Annotated in this window: 25 protein-coding genes and 1 tRNA gene; 7 read left to right on the forward strand and 19 right to left on the reverse strand. The window is 60.9% G+C overall.

Annotated features, from left to right (window positions below; genetic code table 11):
- Window positions 1-78: 78 nt before the first annotated feature.
- The 11 genes from FFM53_RS10830 to FFM53_RS10880 form a co-directional block, all read right to left on the reverse strand.
- Window positions 79-477, reverse strand: a complete 399-nt coding sequence (locus tag FFM53_RS10830) for a hypothetical protein (protein ID WP_138388293.1) — start codon at window positions 475-477, stop codon at window positions 79-81.
- Between the two features lie 162 nt (window positions 478-639).
- Window positions 640-1,677 (reverse strand): 4-hydroxyproline epimerase, encoded by a 1,038-nt coding sequence (locus FFM53_RS10835; RefSeq protein ID WP_138388295.1) that lies wholly within the window; start codon window positions 1,675-1,677, stop codon window positions 640-642.
- Between the two features lie 15 nt (window positions 1,678-1,692).
- Window positions 1,693-2,403, reverse strand: coding sequence for an SDR family oxidoreductase (locus FFM53_RS10840; protein ID WP_138388296.1), 711 nt, complete (start codon window positions 2,401-2,403; stop codon window positions 1,693-1,695).
- 8 nt (window positions 2,404-2,411) lie between these two features.
- Window positions 2,412-3,662, reverse strand: coding sequence for an NAD(P)/FAD-dependent oxidoreductase (locus FFM53_RS10845; RefSeq protein ID WP_138388298.1), 1,251 nt, complete (start codon window positions 3,660-3,662; stop codon window positions 2,412-2,414).
- A gap of 182 nt (window positions 3,663-3,844) precedes the next feature.
- Window positions 3,845-5,122 (reverse strand): alpha/beta hydrolase, encoded by a 1,278-nt coding sequence (locus FFM53_RS10850; protein ID WP_138388300.1) that lies wholly within the window; start codon window positions 5,120-5,122, stop codon window positions 3,845-3,847.
- 698 nt (window positions 5,123-5,820) lie between these two features.
- Window positions 5,821-6,702 carry an aldo/keto reductase gene (locus FFM53_RS10855; protein WP_138388302.1) on the reverse strand — a complete coding sequence of 294 codons (882 nt, stop codon included), beginning with the start codon at window positions 6,700-6,702 and terminating at the stop codon, window positions 5,821-5,823.
- A 309-nt stretch (window positions 6,703-7,011) separates the two neighbouring features.
- On the reverse strand, window positions 7,012-7,647 hold the full coding sequence (locus FFM53_RS10860; RefSeq protein WP_138388303.1) for a TetR family transcriptional regulator: 636 nt from the start codon (window positions 7,645-7,647) through the stop codon (window positions 7,012-7,014).
- A gap of 19 nt (window positions 7,648-7,666) precedes the next feature.
- Window positions 7,667-8,338 carry a class I SAM-dependent methyltransferase gene (locus tag FFM53_RS10865; protein WP_138388305.1) on the reverse strand — a complete coding sequence of 224 codons (672 nt, stop codon included), beginning with the start codon at window positions 8,336-8,338 and terminating at the stop codon, window positions 7,667-7,669.
- Window positions 8,339-8,669: 331 nt separating this feature from the next.
- Window positions 8,670-8,972 (reverse strand): hypothetical protein, encoded by a 303-nt coding sequence (locus tag FFM53_RS10870; protein WP_138388306.1) that lies wholly within the window; start codon window positions 8,970-8,972, stop codon window positions 8,670-8,672.
- A 154-nt stretch (window positions 8,973-9,126) separates the two neighbouring features.
- Entirely contained in the window at window positions 9,127-9,498 is a 372-nt protein-coding gene (locus tag FFM53_RS10875; protein WP_138388307.1) for a cell surface protein, read from the reverse strand.
- Window positions 9,499-9,687: 189 nt separating this feature from the next.
- Window positions 9,688-10,008 carry a hypothetical protein gene (locus FFM53_RS10880; RefSeq protein WP_029873856.1) on the reverse strand — a complete coding sequence of 107 codons (321 nt, stop codon included), beginning with the start codon at window positions 10,006-10,008 and terminating at the stop codon, window positions 9,688-9,690.
- 199 nt (window positions 10,009-10,207) lie between these two features.
- On the opposite strand from FFM53_RS10880, the gene FFM53_RS10885 reads away from it, so the two are divergent.
- Window positions 10,208-10,909, forward strand: coding sequence for a class I SAM-dependent methyltransferase (locus FFM53_RS10885; protein WP_138388308.1), 702 nt, complete (start codon window positions 10,208-10,210; stop codon window positions 10,907-10,909).
- A gap of 84 nt (window positions 10,910-10,993) precedes the next feature.
- On the opposite strand, the gene FFM53_RS10890 is transcribed toward FFM53_RS10885, so the two are convergent.
- A complete protein-coding gene (locus FFM53_RS10890) occupies window positions 10,994-11,581 on the reverse strand; it encodes a hypothetical protein (protein ID WP_138388309.1) in 588 nt (195 codons plus the stop codon).
- Window positions 11,582-11,792: 211 nt separating this feature from the next.
- Between FFM53_RS10890 and FFM53_RS10895 the strand changes: the two genes are divergently transcribed.
- Both FFM53_RS10895 and FFM53_RS10900 read left to right on the forward strand, forming a co-directional pair.
- Window positions 11,793-12,284: a hypothetical protein gene (locus FFM53_RS10895; RefSeq protein ID WP_138388310.1), complete on the forward strand. Its 492-nt coding sequence runs from the start codon at window positions 11,793-11,795 to the stop codon at window positions 12,282-12,284.
- A gap of 212 nt (window positions 12,285-12,496) precedes the next feature.
- Window positions 12,497-13,975 (forward strand): hypothetical protein, encoded by a 1,479-nt coding sequence (locus FFM53_RS10900; protein ID WP_138388311.1) that lies wholly within the window; start codon window positions 12,497-12,499, stop codon window positions 13,973-13,975.
- A gap of 26 nt (window positions 13,976-14,001) precedes the next feature.
- Here FFM53_RS10900 and FFM53_RS10905 read toward each other — a convergent pair whose 3' ends face one another.
- Together FFM53_RS10905 and FFM53_RS10910 are read right to left on the reverse strand one after the other, a co-directional pair.
- Entirely contained in the window at window positions 14,002-14,298 is a 297-nt protein-coding gene (locus tag FFM53_RS10905) for a hypothetical protein (RefSeq protein ID WP_138388312.1), read from the reverse strand.
- Window positions 14,299-14,326: 28 nt separating this feature from the next.
- Window positions 14,327-14,509 carry a hypothetical protein gene (locus tag FFM53_RS10910; protein ID WP_138332347.1) on the reverse strand — a complete coding sequence of 61 codons (183 nt, stop codon included), beginning with the start codon at window positions 14,507-14,509 and terminating at the stop codon, window positions 14,327-14,329.
- Between the two features lie 198 nt (window positions 14,510-14,707).
- Between FFM53_RS10910 and FFM53_RS10915 the strand changes: the two genes are divergently transcribed.
- Window positions 14,708-15,229 carry a hypothetical protein gene (locus FFM53_RS10915; protein ID WP_138388313.1) on the forward strand — a complete coding sequence of 174 codons (522 nt, stop codon included), beginning with the start codon at window positions 14,708-14,710 and terminating at the stop codon, window positions 15,227-15,229.
- Between the two features lie 175 nt (window positions 15,230-15,404).
- A complete protein-coding gene (locus tag FFM53_RS10920) occupies window positions 15,405-15,650 on the forward strand; it encodes a DUF982 domain-containing protein (RefSeq protein WP_027666185.1) in 246 nt (81 codons plus the stop codon).
- On the opposite strand, the gene FFM53_RS10925 is transcribed toward FFM53_RS10920, so the two are convergent.
- On the reverse strand, window positions 15,640-17,535 hold the full coding sequence (locus FFM53_RS10925) for an adenylate/guanylate cyclase domain-containing protein (protein ID WP_138388314.1): 1,896 nt from the start codon (window positions 17,533-17,535) through the stop codon (window positions 15,640-15,642). The two genes, FFM53_RS10920 and FFM53_RS10925, sit on opposite strands and share 11 nt — an antisense overlap.
- 386 nt (window positions 17,536-17,921) lie before the next feature.
- Here FFM53_RS10925 and FFM53_RS10930 point away from each other — a divergent pair, with 386 nt between their 5' ends.
- Window positions 17,922-18,116: a hypothetical protein gene (locus FFM53_RS10930; RefSeq protein WP_138388315.1), complete on the forward strand. Its 195-nt coding sequence runs from the start codon at window positions 17,922-17,924 to the stop codon at window positions 18,114-18,116.
- A 22-nt stretch (window positions 18,117-18,138) separates the two neighbouring features.
- Here the strand turns inward: FFM53_RS10930 and FFM53_RS10935 are convergent, their stop codons facing one another.
- From FFM53_RS10935 to FFM53_RS10950, 4 genes are all read right to left on the reverse strand, one after another.
- Window positions 18,139-20,010, reverse strand: coding sequence for an adenylate/guanylate cyclase domain-containing protein (locus FFM53_RS10935; RefSeq protein WP_138388316.1), 1,872 nt, complete (start codon window positions 20,008-20,010; stop codon window positions 18,139-18,141).
- 475 nt (window positions 20,011-20,485) lie between these two features.
- A tRNA-Arg gene (locus FFM53_RS10940) sits at window positions 20,486-20,562 on the reverse strand.
- A 122-nt stretch (window positions 20,563-20,684) separates the two neighbouring features.
- Complete coding sequence (locus FFM53_RS10945) at window positions 20,685-22,205, reverse strand: ATP-binding protein (RefSeq protein WP_138388317.1); 1,521 nt, start codon at window positions 22,203-22,205, stop codon at window positions 20,685-20,687.
- Between the two features lie 218 nt (window positions 22,206-22,423).
- On the reverse strand, window positions 22,424-24,421 hold the full coding sequence (locus FFM53_RS10950) for a methyl-accepting chemotaxis protein (RefSeq protein WP_138332341.1): 1,998 nt from the start codon (window positions 24,419-24,421) through the stop codon (window positions 22,424-22,426).
- A 420-nt stretch (window positions 24,422-24,841) separates the two neighbouring features.
- On the opposite strand from FFM53_RS10950, the gene rpmH reads away from it, so the two are divergent.
- Window positions 24,842-24,976, forward strand: coding sequence for a 50S ribosomal protein L34 (rpmH, locus tag FFM53_RS10955; protein ID WP_003545006.1), 135 nt, complete (start codon window positions 24,842-24,844; stop codon window positions 24,974-24,976).

Here is a 24,976-nt window from a genome sequence, read left to right on the forward strand (position 1 = left end):
CTCCTGCGTCACCCTTTGATCAGTCGGTCGCGGAAGCTTGGTAAGACCCAACTAGAATGCGACGCGGTCGGATTTCGCTCATCGCAGGGCGCCAATCAGCGTTTTATGTTGTGGACCGCCTTCTGCGTCTTGGCTGATGAGAGACACCGTCTCGAAGATCACTTCGATCATGACGTCATTGAAAGATATAAGCCAAAGTCGTGGATTGAGGGCCTTCCATTTGGCTGTCTCCTCACCGCCAATAATCTCATTGAAAGCCCACGGATTGACCGGGTACCTGCACTCTCTCAGGCCGTGAACGTTCATGGGGGTTATTCGGAAATCGATAACCTCACCGAATTTGAGCACGACATTGTAGCCTCCCCCGCGCGCGGAGGCTTCATAGCACACGAAAGCGTCGTTCCCGTCGTACAGCACTGCAGGATTGGCAACGGTTCCTATCTGGGGGTAGGCCTCTTGGGGACTTGATACCTGCATGGTTCTATCGCGTACCTATCGGTGAAACGTCGAGGACACGGTTCGGCGTAATTAGCCATCTTGTCAACGCGGCCCACGTCGTCACTACGGACCAGTTGATCTTGCGGCCTGCGCCGGGTGTTTTTGCGCGCTATAGAAGATCGCTCACAATGTCATGAACGCTCAAATCTCTCCCGCCGAGGGCCCCCAGACGTCCGTCAGCGCAAAACCGTTCGGATGCGGGTCAAAGGGGTCGAGTGCTACCTGGGTCAGGCCGAAGGTGAAGCCGCGGCCGGTGATGGTTGGGATGACGGCGGGGCGGCCAGCCACTTCGGTCACTGCCTGCAGTCCGACCTCAAATTCCGAGCCGATGATCGATTTCGAGGTGAAGGTGTCGCCGACCTTCGCCTTGCCGCGGGCATAGAGCGTGGCGAGATTGGCGGAGTTGCCGGTGCCGCAGGGGGAGCGGTCGGCCCGGCCCGGCCACATGGTGGTGCAGGTGCGCACCGTGCCGTCGGCTTCGGTATCGCGGAACATGACATAGGCGACGCCCGAGATCGCCGGGATCTCGGGATGGACGACCTTGATGTCGCGGTTGATCAGCTCCTTGAGGATCATGCCGGCCTGGACGAGGCCGGCGGCATTGGCCTTCTCGATCGTCAGACCGATCTGGCCGACATCAACAAGCGCATAGAAAATGCCGCCATAGCAGATATCGGCCTTGATCCTTCCCCAATGCGGCGTGTCGATCCCGACATCGAGCTCATGCACGAAGGAGGGCACCATGGTGAGCTTCACCTTCTCGCAGCGCCCGTCGCGGCAGGTCGCCGTCGCCTTGACGAGGCCGGCGGCAGTTTCGAGCGTCACGATCGTCTCCGGCTCTTTCATCTCGACGATGCCGGATTCGAGCAAGGCCGTGGTGACGCAGATCGAGTTCGAGCCGGAACTCGCATGCGCCTGATCGGGCTGCAGGATGATGAAGGCAGCGTCGGCCTCCGGGTGGCGCGCCGGCAGCAGCAGGTTGACCGAGCCGATCGGGGCGCCGCGCGGTTCCAGGCAAAGGAAGCGGCGAAGCTCGCCACCCTTCGGATCGGTGTTCAGCCAATGCAGCTGGGCGGCAATGGTATCGCCCGGGATCTTCGGCACGCCGCCGATCGCGACGCGGCCGATCTCGCCTTCGGCATGGACATCCAGCAGCTGGATGGTGCGCTTCCATCTCATATCGAAAACTCCAGATCAGACGTGACGGGTGACGCCGCCATCAACGCGGATATTCTGGCCGGTGATATAACCCGCGCCATCGGACAGCAGGAAGGCCGCGGTCTTGGCGATCTCCTCCACATGGCCGATGCGCTTCATCGGCACCGTCTCGGCGGTCCCGGGCTTGTGGTTCAGGCTGTCGATATAACCCGGCAGGATGCAGTTCATGCGGATATTGTCGGCCGCATAGCGATCGGAATAGAGCTTGGTGAAGGCGCCGGCAGCGGCGCGATAGGTGCAGGAAACCGGGAAGACCAGCGTCGGCTCGTAGGCGGCGAAAGTGGTGATGTTGACGAAGGCGCCCTTGCCCTGTTTCAGCATGACCGGCGTCACCAGGCGGGCCATGCGCACCAGCGACAGGATCATCATGTCGGAACCGAGCGTCCAGTTCTCGTCCGATATATCGAGCAGGTCGCCCTTCGGCGGATGGCCGCTCAGGTTGACGACGGCGTCGATGCGGCCATAGGTCTTCATCGTCAGGTCGAAGATCGCCTTCAGATCCTCGGCCTTTTCGGCCACGCCGCGCGCGGCGACGCCGCCGAGTTCGGCCGCCAGCTTCTCGCAGCTTTCCGAAGGCGACATCAGCGCCAGCTGATAGCCCTGCGCGGAGAGCTCGCGGGCGATTGCCTCGCCCATGCCGCGGCCGCCGCCGGTGATCAGCGCTACGGGTTTGGTGGTTTCGGACATGGGGCCTCCTAATATCGGTCTATGCGGAACGGGGTCATATCGAGGGATGGCTTGAGCCCGGTCACCATATCGGCGATCACCAGCGCTGTCGTTGCCGAAAAGGTCAGGCCGAGATGGCCGTGGCCGGTCGCATAGAATACACCCGGCATCTTCGACGACGGCGAAATGATCGGGATCGTATCGGGCAGCGCCGGACGATGCCCCATCCATTCCGTCGTCTCCTCGACCTTCAGGCCGGGCAGCGCGCGCTGGGCATGGCGCACCAGCACCCGCGGACGGCGGAAATCGGGAGCAGCATCGAGGCCGGCGAGCTCGACATTGCCGCCGACCCGGATGCCGCCCGCCGTCGGCGTCACCATGAAAGCGCGATGCGGCCAGATCACCGAATAGCGCATGGAAATGCCGGGCTTCATGATCTGCGTGTGATAGCCGCGCTCGGTTTCGAGCGGGATCGGCTCGCCGAGCTTTTCGGCAAGGAAACGGGTGTGGACGCCGGCGGCAAGCACGACCGAACCGGCCTCGATCCGCCTGCCATCCTCGAGGAGAACGACGGCGGCGCCATCGCCCCTGCGCTCGATATTCCGCACAGTGCCGGAGACGAAGGTCGCGCCCGCGGCCTTTGCGGCGTCGGTGAGTTTCACCACGAGCTTGTAGGGGTCGCGGATCGACTTGTTGTCGGGGAGCAACACGGCTTTGGCGATCGCCGGCGAAAGGGTGGGTTCGTAATATTGGATGGCGCCGTTGCTCAAAACCTCGAATTCGAGGCCGTAACGCTGCATCATGGCGAGATGGCCGCGATCGGCGGCAAATTCCGCCTCCGTTTCATAGATCGCGAGACAGCCCTCCTCGGTCATCAAGTCGGGTGCGCCGATTGCTTGGAGCATCTGCCTGAAATCGCCGAGCGCGCGGTTTGACAGGCTCATGCCGGCATCCTCGATCTCTCGGAGGCGCGAGGGCCGGCCGGCAGCGAGGAAACGCAGGAACCAGGGCAGCATCCGGGCGGCATAGGAGGGACGCAGCCAGACCGGGCCTTCGGGATCGAGCAGCCAGCCGGGGATCTTCTTCCAGGTCGAAGGGCCGGAGCCGGCGGCAAAATCGAGCGCAATGCTCGCCATATTGCCGAAAGAGGTGCCGCGACCCGGCTCGCCCTTGTCGATCAGCGTCACATCAAGGCCGCGCCGTTGCAGCTCGAAAGCGATCGAGGCGCCGATCACGCCCGCGCCGACCACCGCCACCCTCTTCTTCATCTCATCCGCCATGCCATCAACCCATCGCACGGCAGACAGAATTGCCGTCGTGAATCTGATATATCACATCAAGATGCGATGCCTAGAGAATTTCCGTTTTCTCCGAAGCACGGAGATTCCCTATCTCTTTGTTTTTCGCAATTCCGAAACGCAAAACCGCTCAGCACTTTTGCTGGAATTGCTCTGCGGAATTTTTAGTGGCTTTCCGGCAGGCCGGCACCGACGCTGTCGCCGACCGAACCGACAGTATTGTTCATCGACTGGCCGAGACGCTTCAGCTGGGCATCGTAATTGCGCCGGGTGCGCGGATCGAAGATCGCAATCGGCGTGCTGACAGCAACACTGACAGCACTTCCGGCAGTCTGGGCAGCGCCCATCGCCACCGCACCGACGGCCTCGCCGAGCCCGACATTGGAATCAGTGATCGTCTGGCCGGCAATCAGCCGGTCGCCGATCAGCTTCACCACCTCGGGGCTTTCGGCGAACTTGCCGTGGTTCAGCCGGTCGCCGCCCTTGAGCTTGGTGAGATCGAGCACGGTGATGCCGGCCGCCTCGAGCTTGCTGCGGTAAGGCTCGACGGAAGGATCGATCTGGCCGAGCCGGTCGACATTGCCGGAGATGCGCCGCGACAGCGCCAGAGCCCGATCGTCCTGCGAGACGAAGATGGTGAAGTGCGGCTTTTCCTTGCCGAGGCTGGCGAACTGGCGCCCGAAGACATCGACATCGAGATCCGGCGAAGCGAGGATGACATTGTTGATCTTCGGTGCGACGTGGCCGTTGCGGATCGCCATCTGCCTGAGCGCTTCGACCGTCAGCCACGTGCCCATCGAATGCGCCATGATGGTGATGTCGCTGACAGCCGGATTGGCGGCGGTGCGGGTGAGCAACTCCTCCAGCGCGTCGCGGGAATAGTTGGTGCTTTCCTTGTCGTAATTATAATCGAAGATGCTGCCGCGCGACGGCCAAGTGAAGACGACGGGCGCGACGTCGGCATGCGAATCGTGGACGATCTGCGCAAAGCGGTAGACGGCGTCCTCATAACGATTGTTGAATCCGTGCACGAAGACGAGCACCCGGCGGCTCTTCGGCATATGGGTCTGCAGCCAGGTCTCGCCGGCTCGCTCGCCTTCCAGCGGATCGACCGAAACGGTGACGAAATTGCGCAACGGATCGGCCGGCAGACGGCTTGGCCATTGCACCTGGCCGACCTTGCGATTGGCTTCCGGCGGGATCGAGACGTCGACGGCATTGACGGCGAGCCCGGTGCCGCGTTCGCCGGAGAAAAGCACGGCGGGATTGTCGTCGGCAGCGCGCGTCGTCGCGACGAGCAGGTCGACCTTGGAGGTGCCAGGGGCCGCGGTGCCAGCCGCCTGCATGACACCGACCGGCCTACCGCCGCAGCCGGAAAGCACCATCGTTGCAACCAGAAGACCTGTCAGAGCCGCGGGCAAGCCGCGTCTTTTGCCGATCATGACCAAACTCCAATCGGTTCCCGCACCGGACAGGCGGCGCCCGTTCAAATAGTCCGACGAGGCTTGCCGAGTCAAACCGCGGGAGGTGGAAGCCTTTGTTTTGCGCAATCCCTCGTGAAAACCGCAGGACCGGCGTTGCCCGGATCGGCAATTGATCGATTTCGACTTGAGGGGAAGAGACTTGGTGGGGAAAGACTTGGGGGGAAAGAAAAAAGCCCGACGCGGGAGGAGGTGCGCCGGGCTCTTGATCCTGACTGACAACTGGGAGGAGGAGTGTTGTCAGTCCGATGTAAGAGCGCTGGGAGGAGGAGTGCGCTGCTTACGAAGATAGTAATAGCCAATTCTTTTGATTCGGAATAGCGAAAATACCGCAATGCAGCAATGCGCTGGACGCAAGGCTTGCCCTCAAAATAACAGGTCACCGCCTCATTTTGCAGCATGTTTGACCAGATGGTCAAATTTATGCCGAAATTTGCGGCCTCGGCCTGGGGAACTGCCCCTCATCCGGCTGCCGCCACCTTCTCCCCGTAAACGGGGAGAAGGGACATGTCGCGGCCTCTCGATTCCCTCTTATCCCCGTGGCCTACCCGTTCCTCGCCAACCTGTCGCAGGGCACGTCCCCTCGCCCCGTTTTTACGGGGAGAGGGTTAGGGTGAGGGGCAGCCATCGGCACGGACATCTCTCGCCGGTTTGCCCCGTCAAACAGCCTTGAAGACCTTGCTGCCCTCGGCGTCGAGGGCGGAGAATTCCTCGTTTGAGAGGGTGATGTCGACGGCCGCGACGTTTTCCTCAAGATGCTTGACCTTGGAGGTGCCGGGGATCGGCAGCATGACCGGGCTGCGCTTCAGCACCCAGGCGAGCGCGATCTGGCTGGGTGCTGCATTGTGCTTTTTGGCGATCGTATCGAGCAGTGAGCCGGGCTTGGCGAGGTCGCCGGCGGCGAGCGGATACCACGGGATGAAGCCGATATTGTGCTTGGCGCAATAGTCGAGCACATCCTCGCTGGTGCGGTCGACGAGATTGTAGCGGTTCTGGACGGTCGCGACCTTGAAGTGCTTCGAGGCGGCCTCGATGTCGGCAACGGATACTTCGCTCAGACCCGCATGGCGGATGAGGCCGGTATCGAGCAGCGATTTGATCGCATCGAACTGTTCCTTGGCCGGCACCTTCTGATCGATCCGATGCAATTGCCAGAGATCGATCTGCTCGACGCCGAGATTGCGCAGGCTCTTATGCGCCTGCTGGATCAGGTATTCCGGACGGCCGACGGGCAGCCAGATATCGGGACCGTGGCGGGTCAGCCCGCCCTTGGTGGCGATGACCGACTTGCCGCCATACGGATGCAGGGCTTCCTTGATCAGCCACTCGGAGACATCAGGGCCGTAGGAATCGGCCGTATCGATGAAGTTGACGCCGAGTTCCGGCAGGCGCTTCAGCGTACGGATGGATTCGGCATGATCGGAAGGCTCGCCCCAGATGCCCTTGCCGGTGACGCGCATGGCGCCGAAACCGAGACGATTGATCTCGATATCGCCGCCGATCTTGAAGGTGCCTGACTTTGCTGCGTTGTAACTGGACATGGTCTTTCCTCTCTTATCAATCAATCATTGAAATCGGTGGAACGGTCGGAGGCGGTTCAACAGCCGCGGCACGAATGCCGAGGCTTTCGGAGATACCTTCGAGCGCGAATGTCTGCCCTGATCGAAAGCGATGCCCGGCATGGTGATGATCCGCCTATCGAGGGGATCATCAGAATGTGGCCGCTGCGACGCTTGCAGATATAGGAAGGCCCGGTTCCGATAACAGGGCCTGATGACAGGGATGAGCGGAAACATTGACATCGAGCCGATGTCGTTGAAAGTGCGCACGGCGGCGCAGGCGGTCCCGCGTCAACGCCTGGTCTTTGCCTCGTCGCCGAATTCCGCCAGCATCTTCCAGAGGTCGGTGAAAATCTCCCGGGCGAAATCCTGCGGCGAAGCACTTGGCGGGCGCTGCTGCCAGAGCTCAGCCCCGACGCGCAGCGCACCGATGACGATGGCCGCAAGGACGCGCATGCGGGGCCGTTCAAGCGGATCACCTCCCTTGCGCAGCAGCAGCGCCTCGGCGAGCTTATGTTCGAGCTTGGCATATTTCAGCTGGTCGCGGGCCTTCAGCGCCGGCGTGCGATGGATGAGGTCCCCACGCGCCAGACCAGGCTCGTCGACGGAAGCGATGACGGTTGCGGTGATCGCCGCCTCGACCGCCGCGACGGAGGATTCGTCCGCCGGCCTTGCAGCGATTGCTGCCATCAGGCGATCGGCGAAGGCATCCTGCCAGGCGAAGACAACCTCTTCCTTGGAGGGGAAATAATCGAAGAAACTGCGTTTGGAGACATCGGCCGCCTCGGTGATGTCCTCGATCGTCGTGGCCTCGAAGCCGCGCTGCAGGAAGAGGGTCATCGCCGCCTGCTCGATGCGCTCGCGCGTCTGCCGCCGCTTGCGTTCCCGCCTGCCTTCGGTCGTTTCCGTCCGCTTGTTCTCAGCCATGCAGGCCCGGCATCATCATTCAGCCGCCGGTTTCGTTGGAAAAGGCGGCGACATTGTCGATGTCAGCCGCGCTTTCCCGATAGCTGAAGCGCTCGCGCGACAGTTCCAGCGGCTTGCGGCGCGAAATCCGGTAGACGGAGGCCGGCGGCAAGTTGCGCACCGTGCCGCCGATACGCACCGCCTTCAGGCCGAGACGGTCGAGGATCGGCCGCGGCACCGGGCAGCGCGGGCCATAGGTAAACTGATAAACGGCCCCGCCCGGCCGCATATAGGCGAAGGCACCGGCCAGGATCGAGGCGATCTTGCGCGGCGACATGGAGAGCAGCGGCAGGCCGCTGACAACGGCGCCGACCGGTTCGCCTTCGAAAATATCGGCATGGGCGAGATGGGCGGCATCCATCTGCAACACACGGGCCGTTGGAAAGCGCGCCTGCAGCGATGAGATGAATTCCGGACCGTACTCGATCAGGGTCAGATCCGCTTCGCTGACCCCGCGCGCCAGCAGCGCTCGGGTGAAGACGCCGGTTCCCGGGCCGAGCTCGATGATCGGCCCGTCGAGTGCGGCAATTTCACTGGTCATGATCCTGGCAAGCGAATCCCCCGACGGCGCGATAGCCGCGACCCGAAGCGGGTTGCTGACCCAGGAGCGGAAAAAATGCAGGAAATCCGAGCATGCGGCCTTTGCAGTCATGACTATCCCACCCGTCTGAAATTCGATTGATTGTGAAAAGCGACCATCGCGGCGAGCATGGCAATTCCAAGGCAGAGGCGTCAATCGCTCGTCGCTGCGGCTTTTCGCAACACCCACCGTCAACAGCTTGCTGATTTTGTACTTATTGCATTTTTGCATTCGATGCAACATCGTACGAACGACAATTGGGGAAGCACATGCCGTATCCGGCTGGCAAGGCCGAGGATGGCGCCGAGGGAAAAGCGAGGTCTGCTAACAAACTGAGGGCGGCTCGGAGGCCGCCCTTCAGCTCAGACGGGCCGCTCGCGATGGCGAACGGCCGAGCGTTTCGTCAGTAGTTGCAGCTGGAGCTGCTCGTCGGGTTGAAGCCGAGCTTGCAATCCATGTTGAGCGGCTTCTTCGGGTTCATCATATAATGTGTCGAGCCCCTGGTTTCCGAGGCGCGCTCGCCGATCGAACCGGTCGTGCGCCTGTCGTGCTCAACCGTGGTTTCTTGGCTCGCAACCGGACGCTCGGCTGCGCCCTGCTCTGTTGCACTCGACTGGAGGGGAGCTGCCGTGGCCGAGAAGGCCGAAAGGCCGAGGATTGCGCCGAAGGCAGCGGCCATCAGGCCATTCTTGAAAGTCGTGGTCATAATCGTCTCCTTGGGAGGATTCGGGGAATTTACGCCCCGGAGTTAGGAAGGCGATCTGTCACATACTACGGCGCCAAAGCAGAGGTCACGGACATGTGAGCGGCGGCCCGATTAAGAAAAAGGCGGCTCATCGCCGCCTTTTTCATTTGCCGGCTCAATAGCCGTTATCGCAAGGCATGCTGCCGGGGCCGATCGATCCGGAAAACGTAGGGTTGCACATTTCCGGGGCTGCCGGCCTGTTCACCGGCGCGCGGACGATGGAGCCCGTAGTGCCGGCCTCGACGCCGAAGGCGGCAAGCGGATACCAGTAGCCATCGGAATGGCGGCGGGTGCCGGGGTGCTCCGTGCGAAAGCCCTGATAGCCATGCCATGACCCGGCATGTGGTTTATATTGCACCATTTTTACATCCGAGACAGCGGGCGGCCGAGCCGTCTGAACGGGTGCTGCCTGCGCGGGGATGATCGACGTGAGGGCGAGAAGGGCGCCGAGCGCGGCGGTGGATGGGCCAAGTCTGAACATCTTCATGATAAACCCTCCTTATGGATTTATCTCGGAAGAATGCCTTTCAGACGAGCGGAGTTCCATGGCTCACACGCAATTCCAAAACTCGTGATTGCAGGCGATCCGGCGTGACTAAATCGCCAAAAAACGTGAAAAGTCGCGATTAGGAAAGGGCTCAAACAGCGCTGGTGACGAAACGTGAATTCTCTGTTCTCAATTCGCGTATAATGTCCGGTAGCCCTGGCCGGAGAGGCAGGCGACATATTGCCGATGGGCGGCGGCGCGCGCTATCGTTTCGGCCTCAAGCTCATCGGCCTGAGCATATCCGGTCAGTTGGGCGCGCAGCTGATACTGCTTCCTCGCCTCATCATACATGGCGTTGCCGTCGGTCATGCAAAGGCCGTGCGCAACGACCGGCGGATTGACCGGCACGCCGACCGCCAGGAGCACGGGATCATTGGCATGGTCGATGCAGCCGCCAAGGGCCGTCATCATCGCCAGGGCAGCCAGAGCCCGAAAAATTCCCACCGCCATGCATTCCTCCGGCTGAAGCGCCTTAAAGATCATCAGACCTGCGGATACATCAGGAAGGTTGCGCGAAACTAGGCTGACGGCTTGCCCGCCAATCCCGACCGGACGCACCACCTGACCAGAGATGCTTAAAATATTGCTAAAATATTATATTAATGCTTACTTGTAGTCGTAAACGCTAATCTTTCGGGAGGGAAAGATTATGGCTTCGCCGTGGGTAAACGACGCGCTCTCGCACGCACAATCAGCATTTTCCAGCAAGACTGATACAAATATCCTTGAGGTCGGGGGCGGCTCCCGCACGCATATCCCCTTGAAAGGTGCGCGATATACCGTTGTCGACATCTCCAAGGAGCAACTCGAAAAGAACCAGGACGCCGCTGAGAGGATCCTGGGCGATGCTCAAACCATCGACTATGGAGATCGTCACTTCGACGCCTGCGTCTTCTGGGACGTCCTCGAACATTTGGAAAGCCCGCGCTCTGCCTTGTTGAGAGCCCATGATACCCTGTCTCCCGGTGGTCTGGTGTTCGTCAAGGGTCCGATCCTGAATTCAGCCAAGGGGATATTCACCGACCTCACGCCATGGTGGACACACGTCTTGTTCTATCGCTACGTTCTCAGGCAGAAAAACGCCGGAAAGCCGGGCTATGCCCCGTTCCGCGTCGAGCATGCCGCAGAGGCATCCCATTCGGAGATTGCCGGGACATTGAAAGACCTCGGGATGGATGTCGTCTTTGTCGGCGAATATGTGTCGACGCAGGTGCATGCGCTCAAGGATAGAATTCCCCCGCTTTACTGGCTCTATGAAGCTTTCGGTCTTGTGCTTCGCACGGTTTCGGCCGGGAAGATCGGGGGTCGGGAGACGGAGTTCCTGATCGTGGCAAAGTGCCTTCGACAGTAACTCCACCAGAATCTATATAGCACTTCGGAATCCCGAAATTGGTTGGGGCATTGAAATCATTCAGCGTTTCTCCCTGTCGACAACTCACGAAGCGCGGCGGATTTCGGAATCCCGAAGCGGGGGGATTTCGGGATTCCGAAGTGGGGTTTTTTTCTTTCTGCCGACGCGCCCGCGTTTGTCGGCGGCGATCTTTCGGTCGGTCTCGGACCATTTCCGGCACCTTTCCGCTGTGCATCGCTTCCACTCGTCGGTGGGTGGCGCACCTTCATGGTCACCGACAAAGGTCAGCGTGAACCGGTTGGGATGCGCGACGCCGCTGCCTGCCCGGCCGCGGCGAACTTTTATCAGCCCCTTATATTCAAGCTCATCGATCGCATCGGCTACATATTCCCCGGTCACGCCGTAAGATACGAACTGAGGATGGGTCACGATCAGCTTGCCGTTTTCCAAGGCGGCGTGGGCCGTGTGCTCGATGACGATGCGGAAGAAGGCGCGGCAGGCGTTCGCACTCAGGGTCGTGAAGGCCGGGGATTCCAGCAACTGAATGGTGAACCATTGCCAGCGAAGGCTGCCGTCGTCCGTGCCGCTCGGCGGAGCGGTATGCTTGCGCACCATCGCCCGCGACTTTCCCTGACTGGTTCGGCTTTTGTCGCGAGGGTTGAATTCCGCCATCAGCCTCTCGCCCGTGTTGTCGGTCGGTATCCGCCCGCCCTCCCGAGCCTGTTGCGGGAACTCCGTTCATGCAGCGCGTGACGGCCAAAGCTCGTCCGCGCCATCACCTCATCTCTGAGAAAAAATTTGCTCAGCATCTAACAGTCCGTGGTTGCAATGGCGGCAAGCCTAGCGCAAGAACGATCCATGAACTAGGAAAATATTCTTAGTTATGATCTTCTGTTATCCGGTCCCTTCTGCTAGGATCGCTGCAGTGAATCTCGGGGGTAGAAGCGCGATGCGAATAAGCGGTATGGGGGAGAAGAGCGTGGTCGTTTGCGTCCAGCGATTGTTGGCATTGATTTCGATCTTGCTGGGAAGCGCCGTGCAAGCCTTCCCCTGCGATCAGCCGATCATGATATCTAACTGGTCGTTCTGTGCGATCGCCAACGTGACCGACGAGGGCGGTGACGCTGATTGGAAAGTCGTTCCTGCATGGACTCGCGAGAAAGCCATAAGCGCGTATTTCGGAAACGATCCGCGGCTCTTAGCAAACCACGGACTTTGCAACGCCAAATTCCATCGCGTTGTACTCTGCCAGCCGGGATGGCAAACGGGCAACCCGGATGAGTGCTCATATCTGGTTTGCAGCGGCTATTACTCATCCTTGTTCGGGAAGGAAGAAAGGGAAGCCTATGAGAGAGACCACCCGACCGCTCAATAGTTTTTCGCTTCGCTGTCTTGGGGCACAGACTGGAGCGGCCGATGAGAAGTGCTTAACCTTGATCTCCCGATCTCGATCTTGAAAACCTGAAGCATTTTCGCGCATAACGATTATCGCAGCGTCGGCACTACCAATCCTCTTCATCGGCAAATATGCTCGCTGCCGGCAGCCGGAAGGCGCCGCAACCTTCAATGTTCAGGGGCCTTGCCAGCATGACATCATTGTACTGGAAGAGTTTTGTCTGGTTTTGCCTGTGCGTCACACTCTCCACTCCGGCATGGTCCGCCGGCGGCGTCATGATCCCCGGCTACGCGCCAGCGACCGGCGTCGAGCGCAGCTACCGCGTTCAAAAAGCGACCGAGACCGATATGTCGTTCTGGTTCGACAAATCAGGCACCCCGCCGGTGACGGCGCGCGGCGCGTTTCGCCAGGCTATGACCGTCCTGTCGCGGGATGAAGACGGCATGCGGGTCCGCTGGTCCCTCAGCGCCGATTTGCCGGAAGGCATTGCGGGCCTTGCCGACAGCTATCAGATGAACCTGCTCTATCGCAATTCCCTCACGGCCTATGGCACCGCGACGCTCGAACTCGAAACGGACCTGAACGGCAACCCGCGCGATCTCTCCGGTGTCGATCAGATCGTGGCACACATGCGGAAGGTGGCGGCCAATGGACCGGGTGGAGTTCCCGCGGCACCACAAAGCGGGGTCTATGACATCATCGCCAAGCTGGAGGCAAACCCTCTTCAAATTGTTGCCGCCTTGGTGCCGGAGGCGCAACTGCTCGCCACGGGACAATCCTACAAGGATGAGACCATGGACATCGGACCGGCCTCGGCGACCTCGCGGGACGAAGATTATGGCGGCGTCAGTGTTCCGGTGACATCGACCTGGACCCTGAAATCCACCGACGCGACCGCACACACGGCAACCCTTTCCCTGTCGGAGGAAGCCGACGCTTCGGCATTCAGCCAATCGCAGCAGCCGGCGATCGCAAATTTGATCAGCGGCTTTGCCGAGCGGGCAAAGAACCTCACCGCCGATCAGCTGGCTTCCGTCAAACGCGCCAGCAAGAGCCGAAGCGTCGAGCTCGTGGTGTCCCTGAACGATGGTTCGACGCTTGAAGCGTCGGAGATCGTCACCGTTGAGGCAGGCGGGACGAGGTTGCGCACATACACCCACATCCAACGCGAGGATATGCCGGCCAGCCTGCTGCTCCCCGCCGTGCTGACAGCAAAAGACCTGCAGGCGCCCGATTTGCATATCGAGCCGCTGCCATCGGCCAAGGCCGGGCCGGGCATCCTGGATGAGCTTTCGACACCGCCTGCTCCGCCGACGGCACCGCAAGAGGCGGCCATTGCTGCAGACAATGACGCGGCCAAGGCGATCGCGCCTGTCTCGCTTGAGGTGAAGAGTGCGGAGGTAACCCTGTCTCCCGTGTCCTACGACCATGGCCTGAATATCGTGCTCACCCCGGAAAGCGCCGCTACATTCCGCGATTTCACGCAGGCGGTATTGGGACGACAAACGCAGATGCTGATCAACGACGAGGTCGTCATGGAACCCTGGATGAGGGAGCCGATCATGGATGGTCGCATCGTTCTGGCGGGAACGGATAGGAAAGATCTGGAATCGATGGCGGAACAGTTGAGGGTTCCCGGGGCCAAGATTCTCGTCCGGTTACGCCCATGAGGGCGCCAGCTGTGTAAAGGCGGACTTCAATCTTTCGCTTCAGAGATCAGACGTATCAGAGTTCCGTCACTCGCCGCGGCACTGATTGCCGTTGCGATCTGCCGGAACGGCCCACGCGCGACGAGCGTCTCTGGCGGAGGGTGTTTTCCGGGACCCGGATCGATAAAGGCTGAGCACTCATGACCCGAGTCGAGCATTGCCATGTACGATGTCGTAACAATCGTTTCGCCGCAGGCGGCGCATCGAAGAATGTAGGAACCGCGGTGGACGATCGATTCTGTTTTGTCCAATCCGCAGGACGGGCAGGCCAACATATTGGTCATTGCTTCACTCCAGCATGAGCACGCGGCTCTAGGAAGCGGCGGCCAGAACGATGGCGATCGCGAGCAGCAACGGACCCATCCACTTGAAATGGCGAACCAACGGCGGCCGGCTGGCCGGCTTGCCTGGATATGGCAGATAACCAAGGCCGACGGACGTCATCCACAGGCCGGCGCAAAACATGATGATTTCGTCGATATAGGCTGCGATCATGACTTTCCTGCCTTCGGATCGGTGCGATATCTCCGTCTCCGCGTCCGATACCACTCATCCTACCCATCAGCACGGCCAGACGGAAGAGAAGAGTGGATCTGAGAGATTAAACTTTGGGTAGCATAATTACCTCGAATCCCCTAGTCATTCGAACTCGTACACACGAATCCGCTAGAGCCACTTTCTCGGGAATGTTTCATGCACAACGCCAAATTCATTCGTTACGCCGCCTTCTCTGCTTGCGTCGCTTTTGCGGCATTTCAGGCCGGGCAGGTTCTGGCCGATTCGGCCAATGACAAGTTCTTTGACGCAGCCCTTTGCAAGCCGCCCTATACGATGACATCGGCAATGAAGATCTATGATGTCGTGGAAGCTCTGGCCAAGCCGGACACATCATCCTTGGGCGCGGCGATCTACAAACTCCCGAACCAGATAGGCCGCGACGGCTTTAAGTCGACCGAGATTTTCTTTGCTAACAACGCTGTTGGCGTCTTGATCGAGGGCGAACGCGCCGACGATCTGGCCGCGAAATACGGTTTGAAGCCGGAGACCTCGGACCTGCTCGGCACATCCACCAAGGGCTATTCGCGCGAGCTGCCGGCAGATCTGCAGCCGGAACCCGGAATGGCCGGCCCCGGAAAGGTCTCCATCGTTGCCCGCCAAGGCAACGCCCTGCCAGGCAAAACCTTGCTGGCGTGTGAATTCGTTCAGGATTTCTAAGAGGCGTCGCATAAGCGCGCAAAACGGCGGGATGAAACCCTTTTCGAAAACCACATCCCAGCAGTTCGCTGCTCGAGAAAAGCATCTCGTTCATACCGTACTCGCCACGCCGGATGAATCGCCCTATGTGTGCAGGCTGCAGCGGCAGAGAACACGCAGTGGAGATCCTGAGATCATGCAAACCATTTGGAAGAAGCCGGTAACGCTCGCCCTTGAAGGGCCGGATCAGTGGGTGGTGATCCAGACGACCCAGGCCGCGACATGGGCGCTGGTCGAAGATTGGCCGACCGAAGAGGGGCCGGCCTTGGATAGAGCCTGTGCGGTTTGCGCCGATGTCATGGCGGGAAAACGAAACCGGGAAGAGGCGCGGCAGGCGTTCATCGACGCTGCTATCGAAGCCGGAATCCCGATTAAGGAATAGGGCCAGGAGGCTCTGCTAGCTGAACTTCCATCCGGTCGGCGAGAGCCAGGTAGCGCGGATGGTTCCGGAGAGGATCTAGGTCGCTGTCCTTTTTCATCCAGGCCACGACCGATGCGACATAGGTAGGCGACCCGGACGCCTGCCGCTCAAGGCAGGCGATGGCCTCTGCAGGTTTGCCGAGCTTCGCATAGCAACAAGCGAGATTATAGAGGACTCTGAGATCGTCCCCAGCGATTGCGGCGGCACGGGACGCCCACGACGCTCCACGCTCCATCTCGCCCAAATCCGCCAGCAAACAGCCGCCGTAGCACATAAGGATCGGCTCGTCGGGATGTGCGGCGATCTCTCCTTCTATCAGTCGGAGGCATTCTCGCGCCGACTGTACCGCCTCTTGATGGTGTCCAAGGGATACATGGACCGCTCGCAACTGGTCCCAGGCCCGATAATCATCTGGCTTCAAGGTGATGGTGCGCTCATAGAAGCCGCGCGCCCTTTCGAACTGGCCCTGCGCGTGAAAATTGCGCCCATGGAAGAAGTTCGCCTCGAAAGAGGTCGGATCTCGTTCGAGGGCGAGCTCAAACTCGGCCTCCGCCTCAGCGCGTAGGCCCTTGCTAAACATTGCGATGCCTCGCGATGCATGGGCGTCGGCGAGACCTGGATCGAGCTCCAGAGCCCGGTCGGCGTTGCCTATGATGTTGTCATATGTGGCGGTCGGATCGTTGGCGAGCAGAAGGTAGGAGTCGCAGTCGGCCAGTCCGGCATATGCCCGCGCATAGAGCGGATCGACGTCGATGGCCTTCGCGAATAGACCCCGGGCTGCCTTTATGCTCCTCGATTCGTGTCCACGGTTAAAGAACGATCGCCCCATCAGATAAATTTGATAGGCCTCCAGATTGTCGGTTCCCCGCTTGGTGATGGTCTCAAGCTCCTTTGCGAGGAGCCGCACCTTTAGCGCGTCGACAATGTGCTTGGAGATTTCGTCCTGCAGCGCGAAGATATCTTCAAGGTCGCGGTCGTACCGCTCCGCCCACACGTGCCGGCCATCCATTCCATTGATGAGCTGAGCCGCAATGCGCACTTTGGTTCCGGCCTTGCGCACGCTGCCTTCCAGCACATAGCGCGCGCCGAGTTCGCGTCCCACCTGCTTGATGTCCACGGAGCGACCTTTGTAGACAAAGCTTGAATTGCGGGCGATGACGCTGAGCGCCGACACTTTCGCAAGATCGGTAATGATGTCCTCAGTGACGCCGTCACTGAAGTATTCCTGTTCCGGATCGCCGCTCATGTTGGTGAACGGCAGCACCGCGATAGACGCGCCGTCGCGCTCGGCGGCGGCCGCCGCAGCGGGCCGCTTCGGCGGCGACCATGGGTGTGCGAAGCGCGCCATATGGACTTGTATGGGCCTCTCATGATTCTTCACGGAATGTTGGCCGAAATCCTCGAAATCGATCCCCAACCCGTTGCCGATGTGATCGCGCACAATGCCGGCGATCGCGACCCCGCCGGGATCGGCAAGGGATTGCAGGCGCGCCGCGACGTTGACCCCGTCACCATGGATGTCGTCGCCATCGACGATGATGTAGCCGAGATTGACCCCGATGCGATATACGAGGCGGTCCTGGGCGGCCTCCTGAGGTTCGGCTCTAGCCATCCCGCGTTGAACCTCGGTCGCGCACCTTACGGCATCGGCGACACTGGCGAACTCCACCAGCATCCCATCACCCATCAGCTTGACGATCCGTCCGTTGTGAGCGGCAATACAGGGGTCGACCAAGTCATGCCGCAACGACTTGAGGCGGCTCAGCGTACTGATGTCATCGATTTCCATCAAACGGGTGTAGCCGACGATGTCAGCTGAGAGGATCGCCGACAGCCTGCGTTGCATCGGAAGACCCCACACCCTGTTGACCGCAATGCTTGATCGTAGCGCTTAGAATCCGGCGCAATCATGTCGGGAAAATAGCAGACGCTAAAGGTGAGCCGCTGGGTGGCCGCTTTGGGTGCAATTGGCTCCTCCGGAAACACTGACGCCCTAAGCCGCTGCCGGGCGACCATCCAATTATGGTACCCTGGCTGTAGCGGTCGTTGATGACGGCGATAAAGACGGGAGCATCTGCTTTGGTGGCGTATTCCAGAGCCTCTTCTTGCGCAAGGGATCGTTACCTGCAGAGGCCGAGACGAGATCGCGCGGGGCTTCGCGTAGAGCCCGGCCTGCTAGGGTGCGCCATCACGGGGTGAATCGGAGAGCCTCAAGAAGCAGCTGGAAAGCCGGTGAAGACCGGCGACGGGAGGAATACGGCGAATCGGCAGTGCGGTTCTCGGCAGTTCGCCGGCCTGGAAAACCCGCCGAAGCAGTTCATGGCGGGCGGTGACGCCATATCAGCGGTGGTCCCTGTTCTGGAGCAGCGCCTCATTGAGCTGGATGCCTATGAAGAGCTGTCCAAGTCCACGAACGGATCGTTCTAAAACCGCGACGCTGACAGGAACGTCAAGCCGTCTCCGGGGCTTTGGCTCTCGCTAGGTCCTGCAGGAACTCTTCCATCAAGGGCTCGTCGCCGAACCGGCGATAAGCCCTTTCCGCTTCCAGCGAGAATGCCGGATGGGCTTCAACAAGGCTCGCCATGGTAGCCTGCGCCTTTTCAAGCTCTCCGCTTCCACCCTGCAACGCGGCTTGGATGAGAAGGCAATTCACATCGCGGGGCGCTCTGACAAGACACTCGCTGATGACCGTGGCCGCCTCTTCGCGGCGGCCATCGGCATAAAGCGCCTGACCATGCACGTAGGCATAGTATTCCGGCGCCATGGGGTGCAGTCGGCGCGCCCGCTCCGCGTTGGCGACAGCGTCCGGATAGTCTCCGAACCGGACCTGCGCTTTGGCCAGCGCAATCATACTGTCGGGATCGTTGGGGTTCAGTTCGACCGCACGCTGCGCCGCCTGAAGTCCGCCGGAATAGTCCGCCTGCAGCGCAAGTCCGAAACTGATTACCTGATATCCAAAACCGAGATTGGGATCGAGCCGCACGGCCTGCCGCGCCTCACTGAGCCCCAAATCCAGCTCGGGCGCTGCGGCTTGACCGCCGGGCCTTTGCGCCACTTCGCCGATATAGGTCAACGCAAGGCCTGCGCGGGCTGCGGCATAAGCCGGGTCCATTTCCAGGGCGCGCTGGTACAGGCCACGGGCGGCGAGAATAGCGTTATGGTCAGTGGCGCCGTGCCGGTAACGGTCGCGGGCCTGCAAGACTAGATCATAGGCCTGCAGACTATCCGTCGGCCGCAGCGCCGCCGCTGCCGCTTCGCTTCGGCCGATATAGGGCGCGAGTTGCGCGACGATTTCCGTGGTGAGCTCGCTCTGGACGGTGAAAACGTCAGCAACCTTCTTGTCGAAGCTGCGCGACCATAAGTGCGCGCCCGTGCCTACATCAATGAGCTGCGCCGAAACGCGGAGCTGGTCGCCTTCCCGGCGCGCGCTGCCTTCAACCACGTAATCAACGCCAAGCTTTGCCGCGAGCTTACGCACATCCGTCTCCTGACTGCGCACGGCATAGGTGGAATCGCGGGCGATGACCTGAAGCTCGGGATTACGAGCGAGCGCCGTGGTCACGTCCTCGGTCAGTCCGTCCGCAAAGTAAGGCTGGTTGCCGCTGCCGCTCATGGTTGCGAACGGCATGACGGCAATCGAGGGCCTGGGGTCTGCACGGGCCTGGTCCAGAGAGAGTGCAGCCGGGATGCCGCTCACCATCGCTGCCAGCGGAAGAGGTGAAATCTGGGTGCCGATAAGAATGAGAGCGATGGCAGCAACGCCATAAGACCAGCGCGCCGCGCTGCAGCGCAGGACATGTGGCACCTGCCGCCAGATCGACCAGGAAGAGCCCGCCCGCCTTACGCGGTACACTTCAAGCAGCTCGGGAATATTCTTGGCGCGCCTGCGGCCGACTCGCGCGAACAGATCGCCGCGGTTGCGCTCGGCGGCCATCACCACAGCGCCGCTGACGAATATCTGGCCGGGCTCGGTCATGGCTTCAAGCCGGGCCGCGACGTTCACCCCATCCCCATAGACATCACCATTATCCTCGATGACATCACCGAGGTTGATGCCGATACGCAGCTTGAAAGGCCCGTCGTCAAAACCTTGCTGGATGGCAAGTGCCGCATCAACGGCCGCGTTGACGCTCGGGAACATCGCAAGGAAGCCGTCACCCGTCGTTTTGAAGGTGGTTCCGCCATGGCGGGCGACAGTCGGGTCGATCAGATGGTCAAAAACGGTGCGCAGCTCTGCATAGGTGGAAGACTCGTCCTCGGCCATCAGCCGGCTATAGCCGACGATATCAGCGGCCATGATTGCCGCGAGCTTGCGTTGCATTTCAGTCTCCCAACGGAGTGGCTTGGCACACGGCCGTCACTGCTAACAATTGGTGTGCAGCGATCATTCAGACTAGTCCTGCAATTCGGGAAGCGGTAATCAATACAGCTCATAAATGCGTGAATATTTAGACGGTCCGTCAATTTGGCGGTCCGCCGGCCTCTACTTCGTCTGGAGCCGTCCCGTCGCCTCACCGATGAGGGCGAGCGCGATCACGCGAAGGCCGCGCTGGAGCGAGCGTTCGCGGCGTTGCGTCCTGACACGCGCGGGACTGAGGAGAAGATCGACGCGTCGCCCGCCTCATGCGGAAGAAGGCAACGCAAGGGCCGATACCTTTCCGCCGCGCCTACCTTCGCTCCGTTATCGATCAGGTCGAAGTCGATGGAAACCGCATCTTCGGAAGGCGGGACGTTCTGGAACGTCTGGTGATGAGCGGAGAGGCTGCGGCTGGAGCGCCCAGTTTTGTATGGAAAAATGGCGCACCCGAAGAGATTCGAACTCCTGACCCCCAGATTCGTAGTCTGGTGCTCTATCCAGCTGAGCTACGGGTGCGTGCAAAATGCGGCGGTGCCGCTTGCGTGGCGATCCTCTAAAACGTCCGTCGGGACAATGCAAGAGCATTTCTGAAAAAATCGCGTCTTTGTCTGCCCGAAGCTACGCCTTACGAAACCCCGTCACTTTTCAATATGCGTCCGGCTGCGGTAATCCTCCAGCGAAACCGGGCGATCGGGGATCTCGATGCGGAACTGGGTGCCGACCGTCGGTTTTTCCACCAGCGCGATCGTGCCGCCATGGGCGAGCACCAGCTCGCGGGCGATGGTGAGGCCAAGGCCGGTGCCGCCGGAGCGGGCGGAGCCGCGGAAGGCAGCAAAAAGGTTCTGGCGCGCCTTCAGCGGCATGCCGGGCCCGGTATCATCCACGGTGATGTTGACGACGCTGCCGACGCGCTGGGCGGAAACGGTGATGCGCCTGACGGAGCCTGGGCCGCCCTCGCCCGGCGACGTCAGCGCCTGCAGCGCGTTGCGGCAGAGATTGTGGATGACGCGGAAAAGCTGCTCGCTATCGGCATCGACCTCAAGCTCGGCGCCGATCTGCTCTGCGAATTCGATGCCGCTTTGCGGATCGATCGCCAGCATGTCCTTGACGTCCTGGGTCAGTTCCAACAGGCGGATATGGCGGCGGCGCGGCGCGGATTCACTCGCCTTGCCGTAGGACAGCACCTCGGTGGTATAACCGACGGCGCGGTCGATGGTGCGCAGCAGTTTCGGGGCAAAGCTTTTCACCATCGGATCATCGACATCGACCAGCCGGTCCGACATCAGCTGCGCAGACGCCAGGATATTGCGCATGTCGTGATTGATCTTGGAGACGGCGAGGCCGAGAGCGGCCAGGTTCTTCTGCTGCTTCAGCGTCTTCTGCAGCTCCATCTGCATCGAGGTGAGATTGCGGCCGGCGACCGCCAGTTCGTCGCGGCCGCCATCGCCGATATAGATATGGGCCGGGTTGTCAGGATCGGAGGAGAATTGCTGCATGCTGCCGGTCAGCCGGCGGATCGGGCCGATGAGGATGCGGTTGATCGCAAAGAAGATCAGCGTCGCCGTGAACAGCGAGATCAGCACCGACAGCAAGAGGACGTTGCGGGAATAGACGAACATCGCCCTGCGCAGCGGCCTGTCCTTCATCACCACCTCGACGCCGGTGTTGGTTTCGCCGACGGGGCCATAGACGCGGATTATCCTGCTGCCGCCGAAGACCAGCGTATCGAGTGCGTCGCGTATCGCCGTTACCGGCGGCACGTCAGTGAGATCATAGGCTTCATCGACGGAGGCCGGCATGTCGGTCGTCGCCAGCAGCCGCGAGGTGCCGTCCTTGCGCAGCACGATCGCCTTGGTGCCGGTCGCCTCCAGCGTCTCCTTCTGCAGCGCGCGCGGCAGCTCGACCGGCTGCAGCCCATCGATGACGATGGCGGCGGCAGCGGCGGTGTTCAGCCTGTCCTGCAGCCAGCGCACGCGCATGCTGGCGACCGAGGGAAAGAAGATCAGGATTTCGGCCAGCATGATAAAGAAGACGGTGAGCCAGAGCAGCTTGCCGGAGAGGCCGCCGAACATACGGGCAGGCGGGCACGGCGCCCTTACGGCCTCGCCGGCCGCCGGGTTTTCCGCCGAAGGATTGTCGGCCTGGTCTCTCATCGGCATTCTCGTCTCGCCCGATCGGCAGCACCCAGGCCGCCCTTACCGTTGAGCTCTATATTAGACCAAGATGCTCCGCTTTCAAATCTTTGCGAGCAGCGTCATGTCGTCACAAAGAAACGCCGCCCGGAGGCGGCGTTAGAGTGGCGTGACTCGAGTCTTTTATTTTACGCAATTCCGGACAGAAAATCGCTTTCACACTTTTCCTGGAATTGCTCTGAGGATCAAAACTCTTCCCAGCTCTGCTCGGCTGCGGCCGCATTGCCGCCGAAGGCGCGGGCGACCTTGGCAATCGCCCGGCGGGCGGGCGAGGCAACCGGTCTTTGCGGCTCGTGGCGGACGAGCGCCACGGGTGCCGGCGCATCATCCGGCAGTTTGAAGCGGGCAATGAGGCGCACCAGTCCACCAGCTTCGGCCGACAGCCTGTGCGTGGCGGCGGAGGTCTCTTCCACCATTGCCGCATTCTGCTGTGTCACCTGATCCATCTGGTTGACGGCGGTATTGACTTCCTTGAGGCCGGTCGACTGTTCGGTCGCAGCCGTCGCGATCGAATGGATATGATCGTTGATGGCAATGACGCGGGTGCCGATTTCGGCCAGCGCCTCGCCGGTCGCCTGGACCAGCTTGACGCCAACCTGCACCTCGTTGCCCGATTTGGTGATCAGCGCCTTGATGTCCTTGGCAGCCGTTGCCGAACGCTGGGCGAGTTCGCGCACTTCCTGCGCGACCACCGCGAAGCCCTTTCCGGCATCGCCGGCGCGTGCCGCCTCGACGCCGGCATTCAGCGCCAAGAGGTTGGTCTGGAAGGCGATCTCATCGATGACGTTGATGATCTGGCTGATTTCGCGCGAGGCCTGCTCGATCCGGCCCATGGCCTCGACGGCATTGCCCACGACGACACCGGAGCGGCCGGCATTCTCCTTGGCTTCGGACACCATGATGGTGGCTTCATGCGCCCGCTCGGTGGAATTCTGGACGACGGCGGTGATCTCGTCGAGTGCTGCCGAGGTCTCTTCGAGGGCGGCTGCCTGCTGCTCGGTGCGCTTCGACAGGTCGTCGCTGGCATTGCGCAGCTCGGCGGTGTTGCCGTTCATCGCTTCCGTCGTCTCGCGCACTTCGCGCATCGTCGCCTGCAGGGTGACAAAGGTATTGTTGACGTTCTGCTGCAGCTCGGCGAAGGCGCCCTGGAAGTTGCCGCTCATCGTCTGGGTGAGGTCGCCTTCGGCAAGGCTTGCGATGACGCGGCGGGTCTCACCGATGCCGGCATCGACGCTCGACAGCAGCATGTTGATGTTGCCGGCGAACTGATTGAGGTTATCGTCCTCGTAGTCCTTGCTGATGCGGTGGCCGAAATCGCCGGCTGCTGCCGCTGCCACGACGACAGACATGCTCGACTGCAGGTCGTCGCTCTTGGCGCGCATCGCCGCCTCCTGGGCGTTCAGGCGCTTGACGGCAAGGCCGTTCGCCTTGAAGACCGCTACCGCTGCGGCCATCTCGCCGATTTCATCCGGACGGCCGGCAAAGGGGACCTCGGCGTCGAAATTGCCGTCGGCAACTTCCTTGATCGCATGGGTGACGCGCTTGATCGGGCGGCTGAGATGGCTGGTGCCGATATAGAAGCCCATGCCGACGCCGACCGCGATGCCGATGCCGGTGATGCTGAGCACAAGCATCAGCACCCAGGAGCGGAAGCTCTCGATCTCGGCGTTGACGGTCTCCAGCGCTGCCTTGTCGATGGCGACGACGGCATCGATTTCCGCCTGGAACGCCTTGCGGTTGGCGCGGTTGGCGTCATTGTTGCCTTGTTGGCCGGCGGCTTCGGGGCCGACTTCCGTGCCGAGGCGGGCCGTTTCCGTGCGGAAGGTGCGGAATTCCGCGGCGCGCGCGACAAGCTTGGCAAAATCGTCCTTTTCATCCTCGGGAACGAGCGGCGCCCAGCCCGAGATGACCTTGTCGATCTCGTCGAGGCCGGCCAGCAAGCCCTTGGCGAAGTTCGGCGTATCCTTGATCGTTTTGGCGGCATAGATACCGCGCGATTCCATGACCACGGCGGTGACGAAACGATTGAGGCGTTCGCCGGCATAGGCGCGGCTGGCGGCCTGCTCGTAAGCCGTCAGGTTGCGACTGTATTCGTGCATGGCGGACAATGCCGTCGCACCGATCAGAAGTGCGACCGCGCCCATCACGCAAACCAGCAGATTAATTTTGCCCCGGATCTTCAATGCAATGCTCCTAGCTACGCCACTGCCTGGAAAGCAAATTCCCAGTCGATACGTTGAATATCGGCGAAATTTATTAAAGTTAGATTTCTAATATTTACGATTATGGCTTCGGAATTGATCCATGCCGAATACGGTCGGGCGGCGTAAACGCCTGAAAACCGGGGCGATCGATCTGCCGCGGCGCAAAATTACAACCACTCGGGGCAGGCCTCATTTCTTAACACCAGAGTGCGAAATTACTTTCGTGACCGGCAGCGCAGAGCGAAATTATCCGGCATAATTGACTTTTACAGGCTTCATCCTTATAAGCCCGCGCACGTTCGGTCACTCAAGCCTTTCATGGCCCCGCCCGTTCGAAAAACAACGCTCCTTGCATTATGCAAATTCAAGAAGGGCCGCACTCCGCGGTGTTTAAAATAAATGAAGCGTACCTACCAACCATCCAAGCTTGTTCGCAAGCGTCGCCACGGTTTCCGTGCCCGCATGTCCACGAAGGGTGGCCGCAAGGTCATCGCAGCCCGCCGCGCGCAGGGCCGCAATCGTCTGTCGGCGTAA

This window comes from Rhizobium indicum (assembly GCF_005862305.2).
Lineage (GTDB): Bacteria > Pseudomonadota > Alphaproteobacteria > Rhizobiales > Rhizobiaceae > Rhizobium > Rhizobium indicum.